Origin of the sequence: Staphylococcus pseudoxylosus (assembly GCF_044794325.1) — a bacterium.
Classification (GTDB): Bacteria; Bacillota; Bacilli; order Staphylococcales; family Staphylococcaceae; genus Staphylococcus; species Staphylococcus pseudoxylosus.
The window spans coordinates 2,393,186-2,408,680 of sequence record NZ_CP085024.1; the positions used below are offsets into that span (position 1 = coordinate 2,393,186).

Consider the following 15,495-nt stretch of genomic DNA (forward strand, 5'->3'; position numbering starts at 1 on the left):
GTTTAACAGTGATGTTTTGTTGTGTTAAGTATAAACGTAAATCATATGTAATCTAGTTGTATGTCTGGAATCTCATTATCAATTCCAATGTTTACAAAATTACTCGGCCGTTATTACTTAACTCCCTATTTGTTTACTTAATCTACATGTTAATTACATGCTACAATTCCACTTAAAGCTAATTCAACTCATCTAAAATGCTATTAATAGCATGCTTTATTTGGTCATCTTCTATTTGAGAAATTAATTCTTTAGGATAATATAATTTATAATCTTCTCTATTAATACCTGTAATACTATGAATAACTAATGATTGGCTACTTATTTCCCGAGTCTTACCATTTCTTTTTAGCAGGTGAATAGGTTTTCTATCAGAACCTGGTCTGTCGTAATCATATGGTAAATCTGAAAAAGACTCGCTGACGAAATAATAGTTTGGATCAATCCCTGCTTGAATAAATAAATCCGTTAATTCTGTAATCGTTATAATAGAGCCATCAAATGGCATATATTTAAATAAGTCGCGATTAATGAAACGACGAGATAAGTCACTCAATATAGGGTCATCTTCTTTAACCCAAGCTTTTAAGTAATATAATACAACAGCTTCATCTAAATCAACGTATTGCTCAATTGTCATAGACTCTTCAAAGAAAGGTATAAAGTCAGTCGGATACATTTTAAATGTGTAACCTTCGTTATACAATTGTTTCGCGCGTTTTAAACAGTTGTTTAATAAGACTTCTCCACCTCTACTTACCGGATGAAAGTATATTTGCCAATACATTTGATAGCGACTCATGATAAAGTTCTCAACGGCGTGCATACCGCTCTCTTTAATAAGGACCTCATCTTTAGAAGGCCTCATCAGTCTTAATATGCGTTCCATGTCAAACTGTCCATAAGATACACCTGTAAAATAAGCATCTCGTTGTAAATAATCCATTCTATCTGCATCAATTTGAGAAGATATCATCGAGATTACTAATTTATTTTTATGTGTTTTATTAATTACATCGGCTACTTGTTGTGGAAAATCCTCTGACACGCGTTTTAAAACTTCGTTAACTTCAGTTGGCCCAGTGATTATTGCTTGTGTAAAAGCTTCATGATCTGTATTAAATATTTTCTCAAAACTATGTGAAAAAGGCCCATGCCCTAAATCGTGTAGTAAGGCTGCACATAAAGCTAACGGTCTATCATTGTTATCCCATGCCTCTCGTCCATCAAATGAATCATCGATTATTCTACGCACGATTTCATATACACCAAGTGAATGACCAAACCGACTATGTTCAGCTGTATGGAATGATAGATATAGTGTGCCTAATTGCTTGATTCTTCTCAAACGTTGGAACTCTTTTGTTTTAATTAAATCCCAAATGACTTGATCTCTGACATGAATGTACCTATGAATGGGGTCTTTAAACACTTTTTCTTCTGGTAATTTTTGTGTAGCGTATGTTGTAAAAGTCAATGTCATTCTCCTATCCATATCTATACTGCGTAGCTTATTTTAGTGTTTTACGCATTAATGCCAAATCCATTGCTTCTCCATACATTACATGTGTGTAAGAACGGAGTTTTTCAAAGCCTTTTTGCTCATAAAATGACACTGCTTCATCATTTTTATTATCGACTTCTAAAAAGACTTCGTCATATTCACCCTCAAAATAATTTAATCCTTCAGTTAACAATTTCGAACCATATCCATGATGTTGCCACGATGGCCTCACATAATGTGCAGATAAAAATAATTCTGTGCCATATATAAACGTTGCAAAACCAATAATTTCATTATCTTCTTCTACGACTAAGAATAATTGATCTTCTAATCGTTTGAGTAAGTGTTGACCATTATATGAAGCAGCCAATAGCTCATTGACTGTTTTAGCTGCGTAAATATTCAAATAAGTGTTATACCAAGCTTTCGTTGCTACATCTCTGATGCCCACAACATCTTCGGGTGTTGCTCTTCTAATTTCTTGCATGTCGCTCTCCCCCTATTTAGATAGGTAATAATAGCTACATTATAACATAATATTTGTATTCAAAATACTTTATCTCGCTTGATACAAATAGTTTGTTATAATGCATTTTCATTTCAAACATCTATTGCTTATATGATTAAAAAGTCCGAGACACGTAATTATGTCTCGGGCTTAAACTATTTGTTATATATTTGCTTATGTTCTAATGTTTGTTGCCACTCCTGGGCACGTGTTAATGCGTATACATCTTTTTCTATGTCTCCAGGTCTTTCTGCCGTGCCTATAATATAGCCCGATAAGCTTGCGCCTAAAAATTCCAAACTATATTTGACTTGTGTAATACAAGGTTTAGCTTTGACTTTAGGGCAATCGCCACCCACAATAATCAATCTAAAATCTTTTTCTGCCATTTTTGCTTTAAAGTCTTTATACCTTGGATCCATCAACGTTTCAGACCAATGATCAATGAACGCTTTCATTGATGCTGATAAGCTATACCAATATATCGGTGAAGCAATAATAACTGTATCACTTGCTAACACTTTATCTATAATGGTTTTGTAATCATCTTCGTATGATTCTATAGTGGTATTATCGTGTCTTACGTCTCTCACAGGATTTAATTGATATTCTGTTAAGTCTATCCATTCGTAGTCATACCCAGCTATGGCCATCTTAGTTAAATGCGCAGTATTTCCGTCTGGTCGACTGCCCCCGAATAACACTGTAATCATAATAATCTCCTTCTACTACTAATTTAAAAATACATCACATGAAAAGTTATAAATATACAATTCCATAAATGTCCTAAACTTAATTAATAATCCTACACTAAAAAGTCTAGTTTATAAACAGTTTAATCAAAATAGATTGAAAAATTAAATTATTTGCTCAAAATCAGAACTTTTATCTATATTATAAATGCATATTTTTAGAAATAAAGTTATAAATATAAAAATAAGACAAACTGAATTCTAGTTTGTCTTATTTTATCTATTATTTTACAGGAAATAATTCTTCTATTTTATTAATCTCATCTTCCGTCAATTTCACATCTAATGTCGTTAAATTATCAACTACTTGGTTTGGTCGTTTGGCACCAGGTATAACAATATCTAAAGAAGGTCTAGTTAAATAGAAAGCCAATACAATATGAGCTACATCAACTCTATGATTATCAGCAATACCACGTAATTGATCAACTTTGGCTAAGTTCTCTTTATATCTTTCGCCTTGAAACTCAGGGTTTTTTGCACGAAGATCATCAAACGTTGTGTTTTCATTATATTTTCCAGCTAATAAACCAGAAACTAGTGGGAAATATGGAATAAAGGTAATATTATTTTCACTTGTATAATTAAAAATATGTTCATTTTCTCGGTTTAATAAATTATATTCCATTTGTACAACATCTACATAGCCATCTTTATTAGCTTCTTTTAGTTGGTCTAGATTAAAATTAGACACACCAATCGCTTTAATTTTACCTTCATCTTTAAGTTCTTTTAAAGCAGCAACCGCTTCATTCTTCGGCGTGCTATCATCTGGGAAATGTATATAATAAACATCTATATAATCTAGTTGCAGACGTTTTAAACTTTGTTCAACTTGATCCTTTAAAAATGCCGGGTCATTTGACATTTTCACATTGCCATCATCATCAAAATAATGCGCGCCTTTTGTAGCAATAGCATACTCTTCGCGTGTGAATTCTTTTATTGTTTCTCCTATTAATTCTTCAGAACGTTCCGGTCCATAGATAAACGCTGTATCTATTAACGTTATACCATTTCTAATTGCAGTACGTACTGTTTCCATACCTTGTTCTTCATCTAAATCGTTGTATAAATTATGCCCACCTACAGCATTAGCTCCAAATGCGATTGGATTTACTTTAACATCTGATTTTCCAATTTGTATTTTTTTAGTCAATATTATCCAACTCCTTCACAGAAATTTAAAATTCACTTAATCATTATGTTTGTTACTTAGATTTATCTTTTATAATCAGTTGCTATTTCAAATAATGAGTATAATGATTCACATTCTTCTCTACCCATTTTCAACAATTTTAATAATGAGAAATATGTTAATTTAATCTATTTTAAATTTAGCATGGTTTCGTTGTAAAACTAAATAAATTTGCTCATTAAACAACTTAATTTGATATAAAATTAATAATTAAACATCTCAAATAATAATTATATTCTAAACTATTTTTAGTTCCATCTATAAAAAACACCCTAAAAGTCAGAAGGTTAATTCTCTCTTTTAGGGTAATTCTTTTTCTCCATTATTTTCTAATAAGTTAAATCTGTTTTATGTAATTACTTTATAAACTCATGTAATTTATTGCGTACTTTTACGTTTCGCTAATTTCTCTTTAAGTTTTCTATCTTGCTCTTCTTTACGACGTTTACGTTCTTCATTTCGTTTTCTCAAACGTTCTTCTTCTTCAGGATCTCTTGGTTTTTGTAATTGTTTTACCACTTTTTCCATGAGCTCATCTTCTGAAAGTGCCGCTAACGGACGATTATTAACAAAAGCAAACGTTTTACGACGGCCTGGGCCACAATATGACTGACAGCCGATTTCAATTTCAGCATTAGGGTCTAATTTAGTCAACTTTTTTTCTAAAGTTTTGCAATTTACAGCTTGGCAATCATCACAAATCAAAAATTTATTTTGCAATTATACCCTCACCTTCCTTATCATTGACTTCCACATATTCAAACAATTTATAATAACAATCATTTTATCTCATTTAAGGTTACATATATTTTATGTGACATTTCTATTTCATGTCCCTTTCCATCTACAACTCTAATTATTTTACCCTTTTTAATAAAAATTTCAAGTTCTTAATTTAGCAACTTTTAAGTTACATAATGGAATAGAAGCCAAAAAAGAAGTCAAATTCAAATTCACTTCTTTTTTTGGCACTATTTTAACAGAGATCTTATTAATATTTACTTAATTGTCTTATAACTAAAATCATTGTAATGTGGTTGGCCTTTAATATGGAGTTTGGACGAAGGTTTGCTCATTTTAATATTAAATGTTTATCTCTATGTCCACCATAAATCTGGTGCAGGATGCTCAATATTAATTGAATTCAAATTATTCACTGCTTTACTAAATCCTTCTTCAATAGACATGATAGGATCTTCATGCTCTATACTTACAACATAATCGTAACCATTTATCCTTAGTGCACTAATCATATCTCCCCATACTTGAGTATGATGACCGTATCCTACTGTCCTAAATGTCCAAGCCCGAGTCTGCACATTGCCATAAGGTTGCATGTCTGTTAGACCATACATATTTACATTTTCTTGATCAATGTATGTATCTTTAGCATGAAAATGGTGAATAGCATTTGCTTTTCCTAATATTTTTATTGCTGCAATTGGCTCAATACCTTGCCACCACAAATGACTAGGGTCTAAATTAGCACCGATATATTCATTAGTTGCTGCTCTTAATTTCAACATTGTATAAGGTGTATGTACTAAAAAACCAGCATGTAATTCTATACCAATTTTTACATCATTTGCTTTAGCATATTCTGCAACTTTTCTCCAATAAGGTATAAGCTTTTCTTCCCATTGCCACTCTAATATTTTAGTATAGGCTGTCGGCCATGGTGTCACAGGCCAATTTGGATATTTAGCTGTTTCATCTGATCCTGCAACACCGGAAAAAGTGTTAACTACGGGTACATTTAAAAGTGAAGCTAATTTAATTGTTTTAAACAAAGTATCATGTGCTTGCTGGGCTTCTTTTTCATTAGGAGAAATTGGGTTGTTATGGCAACTAAAAGCACTAATTTCCAATCCACGTTGGTGGATTGTTTCAATGAAAGCATTACGTTGAAGTTCGTCTTCTAATAAGTTATCCATTGGACAGAATTGATCCCCAGGGTTACCTCCTGTTCCTATTTCCACCATTTTGACTCCAGCATTTGCTACATAATCTAACATTTCTTCAAATTGTTTATCTTGGAATAATACAGAAAACACACCAATTTTCATAAATAATCCTCCTTTAACATTATAACTCGTTCAATTTAACACTTTGACCAGTTTCACTACTTCGATAAATTGCATCTATGATCTTGTTTATTTTCAATGCTTGTTCTGGTTGTACGATAAGTGTTTCATTACCAAGACAACTATTTACAAAGTTCTCAGCTTGTCGTTGTGCCGCTATACCTTCATCATGTTCTGCATATGCTTGTTCAGTAAAATAAGTCCCTAATTTAGGTCTATATATTTCAAAAGGATATAAATTCAGACCGCCATCAACGCCAGAAATACTTAAGTGTCTTGTGTCTTCTTTTATATTTGCTGACCATGAACACTCAAATTGAAGTGTTGAATGATCATTAAAAGATATATAGCTTGTCACGTGATCATCTACATCAAACTTTTCATGATCAAATGGTCCCCAATCATTCAATTGATTTGGTAATTTGCTAAGACGATTATAAGTTTTACCTAACACCTCTTTGGGTTCAATGTCGTTTAGTAACCAAAGTGACAAATCGAGCATATGACAACCATAATCTATTAGACTACCGCCACCCTGCAACGTTTTATTTGTAAACACACCCCATCCAGGGACTTTACGTCTACGTAATGCTTGTACACGGGTAACTAAAGGATCACCTACTATACCACTATCAATAGCTTTTTTTGCCGTAATCGCTGCATCTGTGAAGCGATAATGATATCCTATTGCCAACAATTTACCAGCTTGTTTAGCAGCATCTACCATAGCCGCACATTCAGTCAAATTCATGGCCATTGGTTTTTCGCAAAATACATTGACTCCTGCTTCTAAAGCAGCAATACTTATCTCCGCATGAAATTTATTTGGTGTACAAATAGCTACTGCATCAACTTGTTCAAACATCGTATAATATGATTCATGAATATTTTTAATATGAAAATCATTTGCAACATTTTTTGCCAATGCTAAATCAACATCTTGAACTGCCACAACATCCACTAAATGATTTAAATTTTGAAAAGCTGGAATGTGTCTGTTACATGCAATGCCACCGCATCCAATAATCCCCACTTTCAATTTAGCCATAAGCAGACCACTCCCAACATTATTTTTTTGATATTTGTTCTAATGGTTGTACGTTTCCATATTGATGTCTTGTCGTATTACTGTTAAATGCCCACTTCACAGCATTCTTAATAACCTTTTGCACATTTACATTGTAATAGGTAGGATAGGTTTCATGGCCCGGTCTAAAATAAAATATTTTCCCGTTGCCTCTTTTAAAAGTTGCTCCACTTCTAAAGACTTCTCCACCTTCAAACCAACTGATGAAAACTGTTTCGTCTGGTGATGGTATATCGAAATGTTCTCCGTACATTTCTTCTTTTTCAAGTTCAAAATATGAGTCAATTCCTTCAGCTATAGGGTGCGTGGGATCAACAACCCAAAGCCGTTCTTTTTCATCTGCCTCTCGCCATTTAAGGTCACACGATGTGCCCATTAAACTCTTGAAAATTTTTGAAAAATGTCCTGAATGTAAGACGACTAATCCCATATCTTCTAATACTTTCTGTTTTACTTTTTCTACGACTTCTTCATCAACTTCTTCATGTACTTTATGCCCCCACCAAATAAGTACATCTGTTTGTGCTAACACATCATCTGTTAAACCGTGCTGAGGTTCATCTAACGTTGCTGTAGTCACAATATGATCATCTGTTAAAAATGATGCTATTACATGATGTATACCGTTTGGGTAAACAGCCTGCACATCTTCACTTTCTTGTTCATGTCTAAATTCATTCCATATTGTAATATTCATAAAATACCTCCATAAGCTTTATTTATCATTTAAATAAACAGCTTGCCCTGTTTTAGCTGATTCGTATATAGCTTCTAATATCTGAGTTACAACAAAAGCTTCTTTTGGTTTAACGACAGGTTCTATATCCTGAGTAATACTATTTATCCAAGCTCTCGCTTCTTCTTCTGCTTCATCTATCTTTTCACCTTCATAAAAATCAACACCAGCATTTTCTAATTCAATTTCAGAAGTATACAGTGTTTTTAAGTCTTCACCGTGTATACGTAAGCCATTTTTCATGTCAGCCCCACCGCCAGTACCTGACAATGAACATTTAGCTTCATCAACGTCTAAAGAATTAAGCGCCCAGCTTGATTCTAGTATAATGGTAGCCCCATTCTTCATCTTGATAAATCCAAATGCAGAGTCTTCTACCGTGAATTTATTTGGATCCCAAGAACCCCAAGCATTAGCTGCATCCGCTTGTTTCCCCAATTTATGAAATGTAGAGCCCATCACGGATTCAGGCTCATAATTATCCATCATCCATAATGTAAGATCTAATGCATGAGTTCCTATATCAATTAACGGGCCACCTCCTTGTTTCTCTTCGTCTAGAAAAACTCCCCATGTTGGTACTGCACGTCTTCGAATAGCATGAGCCTTACTAAAATATATCTCTCCTAAATCTCCACGTTGCGTTACTTTTCGTAGATATTGACTATCAGCACGAAATCTATTTTGATAACCAATAGTTAACTTTTTATTATTGTGCACTGCAGCATCAATCATTAATTGTGCTTCTTCAGAAGTTTTAGCCATAGGTTTTTCACACATCACATGCTTGCTTGCATTCAATGCTGCTACAGTAATCTCTTGATGCGTATTATTTGGTGTACAAACATGAATAACTTCAATCGAATCATCTTTTAATAATTCGATGTAATCTTCATACACTGTTGCATTTTTATCACCATAACGCTTTGCTGCTGATTCAGCTTTTGTTTTATCTATATCACAAAAGGCAACCATTGATACCTCTGAAATTTTTGCTAAACTTGGTAAATGTTTACCATTTGCTATACCTCCACAACCAATAACACCAACTTTAACTGTCATCATCTCATCTCCTTAATTTTTGAACACTCCAAAAGAAAACGCTTACAATAAAATACAAAAAAATATTTAAGTCTTCTTTCTTACTTGAACTCCTTTAAAATTATAGTAGAATAAAAAATTAAAAACACCAATAAGTTTGACGTATTTAGAATTTATATATTAACATTAGAATATATTTTCAAAATTAGGAAATTTTTCCAATGGATAGGTGGAATCTTTTTATATGGTACTAGATCATCTTATTAATAAACATTTTGAACAACTAACAGAAAATGATTTACATATTATCAATATTATCAGACAAAACATTGATCAAATTTCGAACATGAAAATCCATGATTTAAGTAAACTTACACATACATCTATCTCTACAATTCATAGGTTAGTTAAAAAAATGGGGTTTGAAGGTTACAGTAATTTTAAGTTTTACTTGAAAATGGATACAAATACATCATCTACACCATTCACGAATGCAGATACAATTGTTGAAGATGTTCAAAGAACGGTTGAACATCTTGAAATGTTTGACTATCAACCACTGAATGAATTAATTGAAGCTGCTCCATTCATCTATATTTTTGGTACAGGTATGGCACAACAAAATGTAGCTCGTGAAGCTCAAAGACATATGCTATCTATTTCTAAAAGAGCTATTGTTATTAATGATGAAACAGAATTACGTTTAGCTATAAACCAAATGTCCTATGATGATTTACTTTTTGTTATATCGTTATCAGGAGAAACTAAAAATTTAATAGAGCCTATTCAACTTATTAAGGCCCGTGAACTACTTTACGTATCAATTACAACTTTGCATGATAACTATATTGCTAAACATGCTGCTTTTAATATTTACGTTAATAGTCCACCTATTCAATTTTTTAATAATACGGAATACTACAGTTTCACACCTTATTATGTCGTATTTGATTTTATAGCAAGAACTTATCATAATTATAAAATTAATAATTAGTTTCATGTACAGTCTCGACTGGTTTAATTACTACAAAAATTTAAATAAATCATTATATATGCTGTATTGATAAAAGTGGGGCGTGGTTTGAAAACCATTCTATGTTTTGATTTCCACACCACCCCACTATTTCAAAATATTAACAAAGTTAACTTGATTTATTTAAAATTTGTTCCACTTCTTCTCTTACTTGTGATACCGAAAGTCCAACAATAACTTGAACGTTTTTACCACTTTTAACAAGACCATGGGCTCCACCTTCTGATTTAAAATAATTATCTGCTGCTACCTTTTCAGGATCATTTACAGTCACTCGTAGTCTTGTAGCGCAATTAGTAACGTCAACTATATTATCTGCGCCACCTAATCCTTCTATATATACATCTGCTTTCATTTGATATTCACTATAACTGTCAGAAACTGAATCTTGTTTTTTATTTTCACGGTAGTCTTTTTTCGTATATAGTTTAGTATCTTTATTGTCATCTTTCTCTCTACCAGGCATTGGAATATCAAACTTCAATATTATGAATCTAAACAAGTAATAATAAATAAAGATAAAAATAATACCTATTACAAATTGAGCTAAATAAGTTCCCCAATGTGATCCAAACAAAGGAATCCAATTGGTTGCTGCTATTTCAATAAAACCACCACCTAAATTCCCAACTAAGCCAAATGCATGCATAATCGTAACCATTGTTGCACCTAAAATAGCATGTATCAAGAATAAGAAAGGTGCAATAAATATGAATGTAAATTCTAATGGCTCGGTAATTCCTGCAAAAACTGCAGTCAATGTAGCTGCCAATAATAGTGCACCTACCTCTTTCTTTTTATGAGGTTTAGCTGTTGAATATATTGCTAACGCTATACCAATCGAACCAAATATTTTCGTGTTACCTTGTAATAAGAACCCCCCACCAGGGAATATATCTTTCAATGATTTAGTTGTCTCAGAATATTCAGTAAGGTGTGATATCCAATAAGATTTAATACCGCCATCTACAACAGCCGGACCATACTCAAACGGTGTATAGATAAAATGATGTAAACCTGTTGGTATCAATATCCTTTCTAGGAAGTGAAATAACCATACACCAACATAACTAGATGAAGCAAGAAAGACTTGTAACGATGCAATCCAACCTTGCACAATCGGCCAACCCCAACTTGTTAAAAAAGCAATTGGAATCATACAAAAGAATGCAAGCATAACTACAAATGGTGATCCCTGGAATATACCTAATGATTCAGGCAATTTCTTATCATAATAACGGTTATGTAACCATATTGCGATACCCGAGATAATTAAAGCACCAATAATGTTAGTATCTAATGTTTTAATACCTACTAATTCTGTCAGTCCTGTTGCATCGTCAACATTCTCTTTAAAGTTAACCCCAAAAGCAGGCCCCCACGTCGTTAATATGCCATTAATAAAATAATTAAACATCATATAAGTAACTACAGAAGACATCACTGCATGTCCTGCTGATTTTTTCGCTAATGAAATAGGTAACCCAATTACAAAAATGAGTTCTATATTTTCAAATACAGTCCATCCTCCATTTTCAATTAATGACCATATTTGAAACCATAAACCATCAGGATTGGCAAGCCCTCCCATAATAGCTTCATTTTTGAAAAGTGTCGCAACGCCAATAATAATACCGAAGAATGGGAACAATAACACAGGTACTATCATCGCTCCACCGAACCTACGTATTGCATTGCCAATGTTTCGTCCAATATTCATAATCATCATCCTTTTCACACACTTTGGAAGCGCTTTCTTAAAATGATGATATGCTTAAATATTTATAAGTTCAATATAATGACGTGATTCTGACATGATGTATCCTTGAATGATTTTATTTTCATCAAAAGGTAAATTTTCCAATATTTTAATAAAACAGAACTTATATATATATCACCTAAATGACAAATACTTAATTCTATTTAATAAAAAAACAGCACTTTAATCCACTTATTCGGATTAAAATACTGCATTCACCTTAATATGCTTTATTTACTGACCATGATAAATATTAAATTCAAGTGGTTTCACTTCATTGTCTAACCATTCTTGATAAATTAATTTTTTCTTCACTTTATTATCGATAATTGTAATACCACAATCACCGCCGCCCGCGCCTGATGTTTTAGCTGCACCACCGTATTTTTCGGCTACAGAACATAAAACTTTCAAGTGTGCTGTCTCAATATCAATCGTTGCCTCTTTGTCCATCGATTGAATGATTTCACGGTTTGTACGAATCATTTGCTGTACGCCTTTAATGTGATTTGTTTTGAAAGCGTGAATCAGTTTTTCTACACATAAATGTGAGCGTTCTAAGAATTTACCATAAAATGTAGGATCTGATTTTAAACGTTTAACTTCACTAACAAGATGATGTGATGACGCAGGAGACCCTGTCCAACCAATAAGCACTTCCATGTTTTCAGGAGGCTGTAATGGTTCAATATGTAGGCCAGGCCAGTTTTTATTTAGCACTTCATTGACAGAAGTGTCCTCTATTTGTTGTGAAACCCACTCATGGTCAAATGTACTATATGCTAGCCACCCTGTATAAATACTTACAGCAATATCTCCACATGAACTTAAGCTTTGTAATTTCATATTAGCGATCACGGCTAATTTATAAATATAAAGGTTAGATAAATGTGTCTCATAAAATTCATTTAATACTTTTACAACTGAAACGAGCACAGCTGCACTAGATCCTAACCCATACTTATGACCATTCGTATCGTCCAGATTACTATCTATCGTTAGATTAAAATGTTTCAAACTGATATTGTTACTACGAACATACTGCTCAAATACTTCAATCGCAGTAATGACATACTTCAATTGTTTAGCAGCATGTACATCTGAAACAGCAATTCTATCTTCACGTCTTTGGAAAGTTACAGGTTCATGGTGTAATGTTTTTGAATGTATTGTGCCTTGAGAAACACTAGAATCTTCAATAGTAGCTGTTACAAATCGATCTACTGCAATTAATACAGATTTATATCCAGGTTCAGTAACAGCATATTCACCTGCAATATATAGCTTACCTGGTGCTTTGACTTGAATCATTTTATCTCTTCCTTACTCAATAATTTCAACGCCTGTGCTTATAATATCGCTCGCAATGATTTGTGTTTCATCAAATGATTTATATAAGGCATCCATCACTGCTTGCTGATTTTTCTTTTCAACTAAAATTTTTACATTAGGTCCAGCATCCATTGTAAAGTAGCAAGGGTAACCTGCTTCTCGACATTGGTGTACAATATCCATTACAAGATAACTATCATCTACCATATACGTAAATGGTGGTTGTGACCCTAAGTTCGTTGCATGCATACGTAAACCATTTGCCTCAATAACTTCACCTAATTGTTTGAAGTCTTTTTGGTTTATCGCATGTTTAACTGCTGTTATATCTTCATCTACATGATCCAACCAATATTGATAAAATCGAGATGTATCACGAGTTAGTGACATACCAGCACGACTAGATACTTTTTTAGATTTATTATTGATTACTACAAATATCATTGCTAAGTCATTTTCCCAATTATCTGCTTCAACAGGAAAACTGTATGATGTTTCATCATCATGACCTTTTTCCCATTCTACAAAGCCACCGTAGATACTTCTTGATGCTGATCCAGAACCTCTACGAGCTAACCTAGATAATGCTTTACCCGTTAATCCAAGATTTAAAGCCTTGTCACACGCAGCTGCTAATGCGGCATACGCACTTGCTGAAGAAGCAAGCCCTGCTGCAGTTGGTACATAATTCTCACTTTCAATATACGCATGTGCAGATGTTCCACCTAATTCTCTGACGATATCCATAAATTTACTTATTTTAACAGCCTCATTTTCTTCAACCACTTGACCATTTAAAATAAGCGTATCTTTGGCATAACTCTCATCAAAAGTAACTTTTGTTTCAGTATAAAAACGGTCTAATGTTACAGAAAGACTATTATTCATCGGAATGATATAAGTTTCGTCAGCCTTCCCCCAATATTTAATCAATGCAATGTTTGTATGCGCACGTGCTTTACCACTATTGACCAACCTCATTACCCTCCTAAGTATTCAATCCATGTATGATGTGCACCTAAATCTGTTGCACATTTAACAATGTTCTCTGCTATTTCTAAATCAGTAGCTAGTACAATCATACTACCACCTCTACCGCCACCAGTTAACTTACCGGCAATAGCACCTTGTTGCTTACTTACTTCTAATATCTCTTCAATCTTCTCATGACTTACAGTTAATGTTCTCAAATTCTCTTGACATAAATTAAATACAGAGGCTAATTGTTCGAAATCATGGTGTTCAATTGACTCACTTGCTTCATGTACAAGTTTACCAATATGCTTTACATTTTGCAGATATTTACGATCTTCCTTACATAAATTATGCACATCTTCTACTGCTTGTTTCGTAGAACCACGAACACCTGTATCGATAACAACCATATAGCCATTTAAATCTAACGGCTTTAAGGTTTGTACTTGTCCTTGTTGAAACCACACAGGCTTATTGGAAACAATAGTTTGGGTATCAATACCGCTTGGTTTGCCGTGCGCAATGCGCTCAGCCCAATTCGCTTCCTCAATTAATAGTGCATCAGATAACGGTTTTTTAAGATAATCAAAACTTGCACGCACAAAAGCCACTGCCATAGCAGCACTAGAACCTAATCCTCTAGAAGGTGGTAAGTTTGTATCAATCGACACTTTTATAGGCGTTTTAATACTATATTTTTCAATAAATCTTGTAATTACTGCTTTTAAATGTTCAGGTGCCTTACTTAATTCACCTTCAAATACTTCACTTTTGATAAAAGAAACGCTTGTTTCCTTCAAAGATTCAATTGTTGCTTTTACTTTACCAGTCGTGAATGGAATTGCAATTGCTGGTTCACCAAATGTTACAGCATGTTCACCAATTAATATTACCTTACCATTCGCTTCCCCGTATCCTTGTTGTGCCATATTTTCAATCACCTTTAGTATTTTCTTTAAATTGTATTTATATGTAATTATTTGTACAGTTCAGGCTTCTTTTCATTTACTCCATAAAAATGCATTCATCACTCAAATCATATTTCCAAGGAAATCTTTGTTTTTCTTTCTATAAAAAAGAAAAAGAAGTCGTATTTAAGTATGTAATTTTTAAATTCAGATAAAACTTCATTAGCATTAAACATTTTCATTATTTTTGCAAACATCATTTTATATTATCTCACAAATTCTATATAATGCCATACGACTCTGGTCATAGTTTATCAAATTCTATAAACTACACCTGCTTACATTATCATAGAGATCTATAAACAATCATCACAAAAATTAATACCAGATGCTAATTCATGTTCATACTTACTCATTATAAAACGCCTAGGCCATATATTCAAAAACTTACATTGAAAATGGCCAAATTTATTAATTATTAGTTTTTAAACCATACTTTCACTATATTACTTATTTCATTTCTATAATTCAACAGATTTAAAAACCTATTGCTATAAATCTTATTTAATTTAACAAAA

General features: G+C 32.9%; 14 protein-coding genes. 1 reads left to right on the forward strand and 13 read right to left on the reverse strand.

Annotated elements, in window-relative coordinates:
- Positions 1-178 precede the first annotated feature (178 nt).
- The 9 genes from LG295_RS11525 to LG295_RS11565 form a co-directional block, all read right to left on the reverse strand.
- Positions 179-1,483 carry an HD domain-containing protein gene (locus LG295_RS11525; protein ID WP_199186520.1) on the reverse strand — a complete coding sequence of 435 codons (1,305 nt, stop codon included), beginning with the start codon at positions 1,481-1,483 and terminating at the stop codon, positions 179-181.
- A gap of 28 nt (positions 1,484-1,511) precedes the next feature.
- On the reverse strand, positions 1,512-1,991 hold the full coding sequence (locus LG295_RS11530) for a GNAT family N-acetyltransferase (RefSeq protein ID WP_326001095.1): 480 nt from the start codon (positions 1,989-1,991) through the stop codon (positions 1,512-1,514).
- Between the two features lie 176 nt (positions 1,992-2,167).
- Positions 2,168-2,725: a flavodoxin family protein gene (locus tag LG295_RS11535; protein ID WP_107529803.1), complete on the reverse strand. Its 558-nt coding sequence runs from the start codon at positions 2,723-2,725 to the stop codon at positions 2,168-2,170.
- Between the two features lie 262 nt (positions 2,726-2,987).
- The gene (locus tag LG295_RS11540) at positions 2,988-3,923 is read right to left on the reverse strand and encodes an aldo/keto reductase (protein ID WP_107529802.1); all 936 of its coding nucleotides are present in this window, start codon (positions 3,921-3,923) and stop codon (positions 2,988-2,990) included.
- 417 nt (positions 3,924-4,340) lie between these two features.
- Positions 4,341-4,682, reverse strand: coding sequence for a DUF1450 domain-containing protein (locus tag LG295_RS11545; protein ID WP_107529801.1), 342 nt, complete (start codon positions 4,680-4,682; stop codon positions 4,341-4,343).
- Between the two features lie 377 nt (positions 4,683-5,059).
- Positions 5,060-6,028, reverse strand: a complete 969-nt coding sequence (locus tag LG295_RS11550; RefSeq protein WP_107529800.1) for a sugar phosphate isomerase/epimerase — start codon at positions 6,026-6,028, stop codon at positions 5,060-5,062.
- A gap of 19 nt (positions 6,029-6,047) precedes the next feature.
- The gene (locus tag LG295_RS11555) at positions 6,048-7,094 is read right to left on the reverse strand and encodes a Gfo/Idh/MocA family oxidoreductase (protein WP_326001097.1); all 1,047 of its coding nucleotides are present in this window, start codon (positions 7,092-7,094) and stop codon (positions 6,048-6,050) included.
- Positions 7,095-7,113: 19 nt separating this feature from the next.
- Positions 7,114-7,830, reverse strand: a complete 717-nt coding sequence (locus LG295_RS11560) for a ThuA domain-containing protein (protein ID WP_404475957.1) — start codon at positions 7,828-7,830, stop codon at positions 7,114-7,116.
- Between the two features lie 18 nt (positions 7,831-7,848).
- Complete coding sequence (locus LG295_RS11565) at positions 7,849-8,931, reverse strand: Gfo/Idh/MocA family protein (protein ID WP_107558496.1); 1,083 nt, start codon at positions 8,929-8,931, stop codon at positions 7,849-7,851.
- Positions 8,932-9,154: 223 nt separating this feature from the next.
- Between LG295_RS11565 and LG295_RS11570 the strand changes: the two genes are divergently transcribed.
- Positions 9,155-9,904, forward strand: coding sequence for a MurR/RpiR family transcriptional regulator (locus LG295_RS11570; protein ID WP_107529796.1), 750 nt, complete (start codon positions 9,155-9,157; stop codon positions 9,902-9,904).
- A 148-nt stretch (positions 9,905-10,052) separates the two neighbouring features.
- Here LG295_RS11570 and LG295_RS11575 read toward each other — a convergent pair whose 3' ends face one another.
- The 4 genes from LG295_RS11575 to mvk form a co-directional block, all read right to left on the reverse strand.
- A complete protein-coding gene (locus LG295_RS11575) occupies positions 10,053-11,663 on the reverse strand; it encodes an alpha-glucoside-specific PTS transporter subunit IIBC (RefSeq protein WP_107558741.1) in 1,611 nt (536 codons plus the stop codon).
- Between the two features lie 273 nt (positions 11,664-11,936).
- Positions 11,937-13,013 (reverse strand): phosphomevalonate kinase, encoded by a 1,077-nt coding sequence (locus LG295_RS11580; RefSeq protein ID WP_107529794.1) that lies wholly within the window; start codon positions 13,011-13,013, stop codon positions 11,937-11,939.
- A gap of 12 nt (positions 13,014-13,025) precedes the next feature.
- Complete coding sequence (mvaD, locus tag LG295_RS11585; RefSeq protein WP_107529793.1) at positions 13,026-14,009, reverse strand: diphosphomevalonate decarboxylase; 984 nt, start codon at positions 14,007-14,009, stop codon at positions 13,026-13,028.
- Between the two features lie 5 nt (positions 14,010-14,014).
- A complete protein-coding gene (mvk, locus tag LG295_RS11590) occupies positions 14,015-14,938 on the reverse strand; it encodes a mevalonate kinase (protein ID WP_107529792.1) in 924 nt (307 codons plus the stop codon).
- Positions 14,939-15,495 lie beyond the last annotated feature (557 nt).

Excerpts from the sequence above, each read along its gene's own strand:
- LG295_RS11570 (WP_107529796.1), top strand. The coding sequence starts at position 9,155 with ATGGTACTAGATCATCTTATTAATAAACATTTTGAACAACTAACAGAA.
- LG295_RS11550 (WP_107529800.1), bottom strand. The coding sequence starts at position 6,028 with ATGAAAATTGGTGTGTTTTCTGTATTATTCCAAGATAAACAATTTGAA.
- LG295_RS11555 (WP_326001097.1), bottom strand. The coding sequence starts at position 7,094 with ATGGCTAAATTGAAAGTGGGGATTATTGGATGCGGTGGCATTGCATGT.
- LG295_RS11560 (WP_404475957.1), bottom strand. The coding sequence starts at position 7,830 with ATGAATATTACAATATGGAATGAATTTAGACATGAACAAGAAAGTGAA.
- LG295_RS11580 (WP_107529794.1), bottom strand. The coding sequence starts at position 13,013 with ATGATTCAAGTCAAAGCACCAGGTAAGCTATATATTGCAGGTGAATAT.
- LG295_RS11530 (WP_326001095.1), bottom strand. The coding sequence starts at position 1,991 with ATGCAAGAAATTAGAAGAGCAACACCCGAAGATGTTGTGGGCATCAGA.
- LG295_RS11575 (WP_107558741.1), bottom strand. The coding sequence starts at position 11,663 with ATGAATATTGGACGAAACATTGGCAATGCAATACGTAGGTTCGGTGGA.
- LG295_RS11535 (WP_107529803.1), bottom strand. The coding sequence starts at position 2,725 with ATGATTACAGTGTTATTCGGGGGCAGTCGACCAGACGGAAATACTGCG.
- mvk (WP_107529792.1), bottom strand. The coding sequence starts at position 14,938 with ATGGCACAACAAGGATACGGGGAAGCGAATGGTAAGGTAATATTAATT.
- LG295_RS11565 (WP_107558496.1), bottom strand. The coding sequence starts at position 8,931 with ATGACAGTTAAAGTTGGTGTTATTGGTTGTGGAGGTATAGCAAATGGT.
- LG295_RS11525 (WP_199186520.1), bottom strand. The coding sequence starts at position 1,483 with ATGACATTGACTTTTACAACATACGCTACACAAAAATTACCAGAAGAA.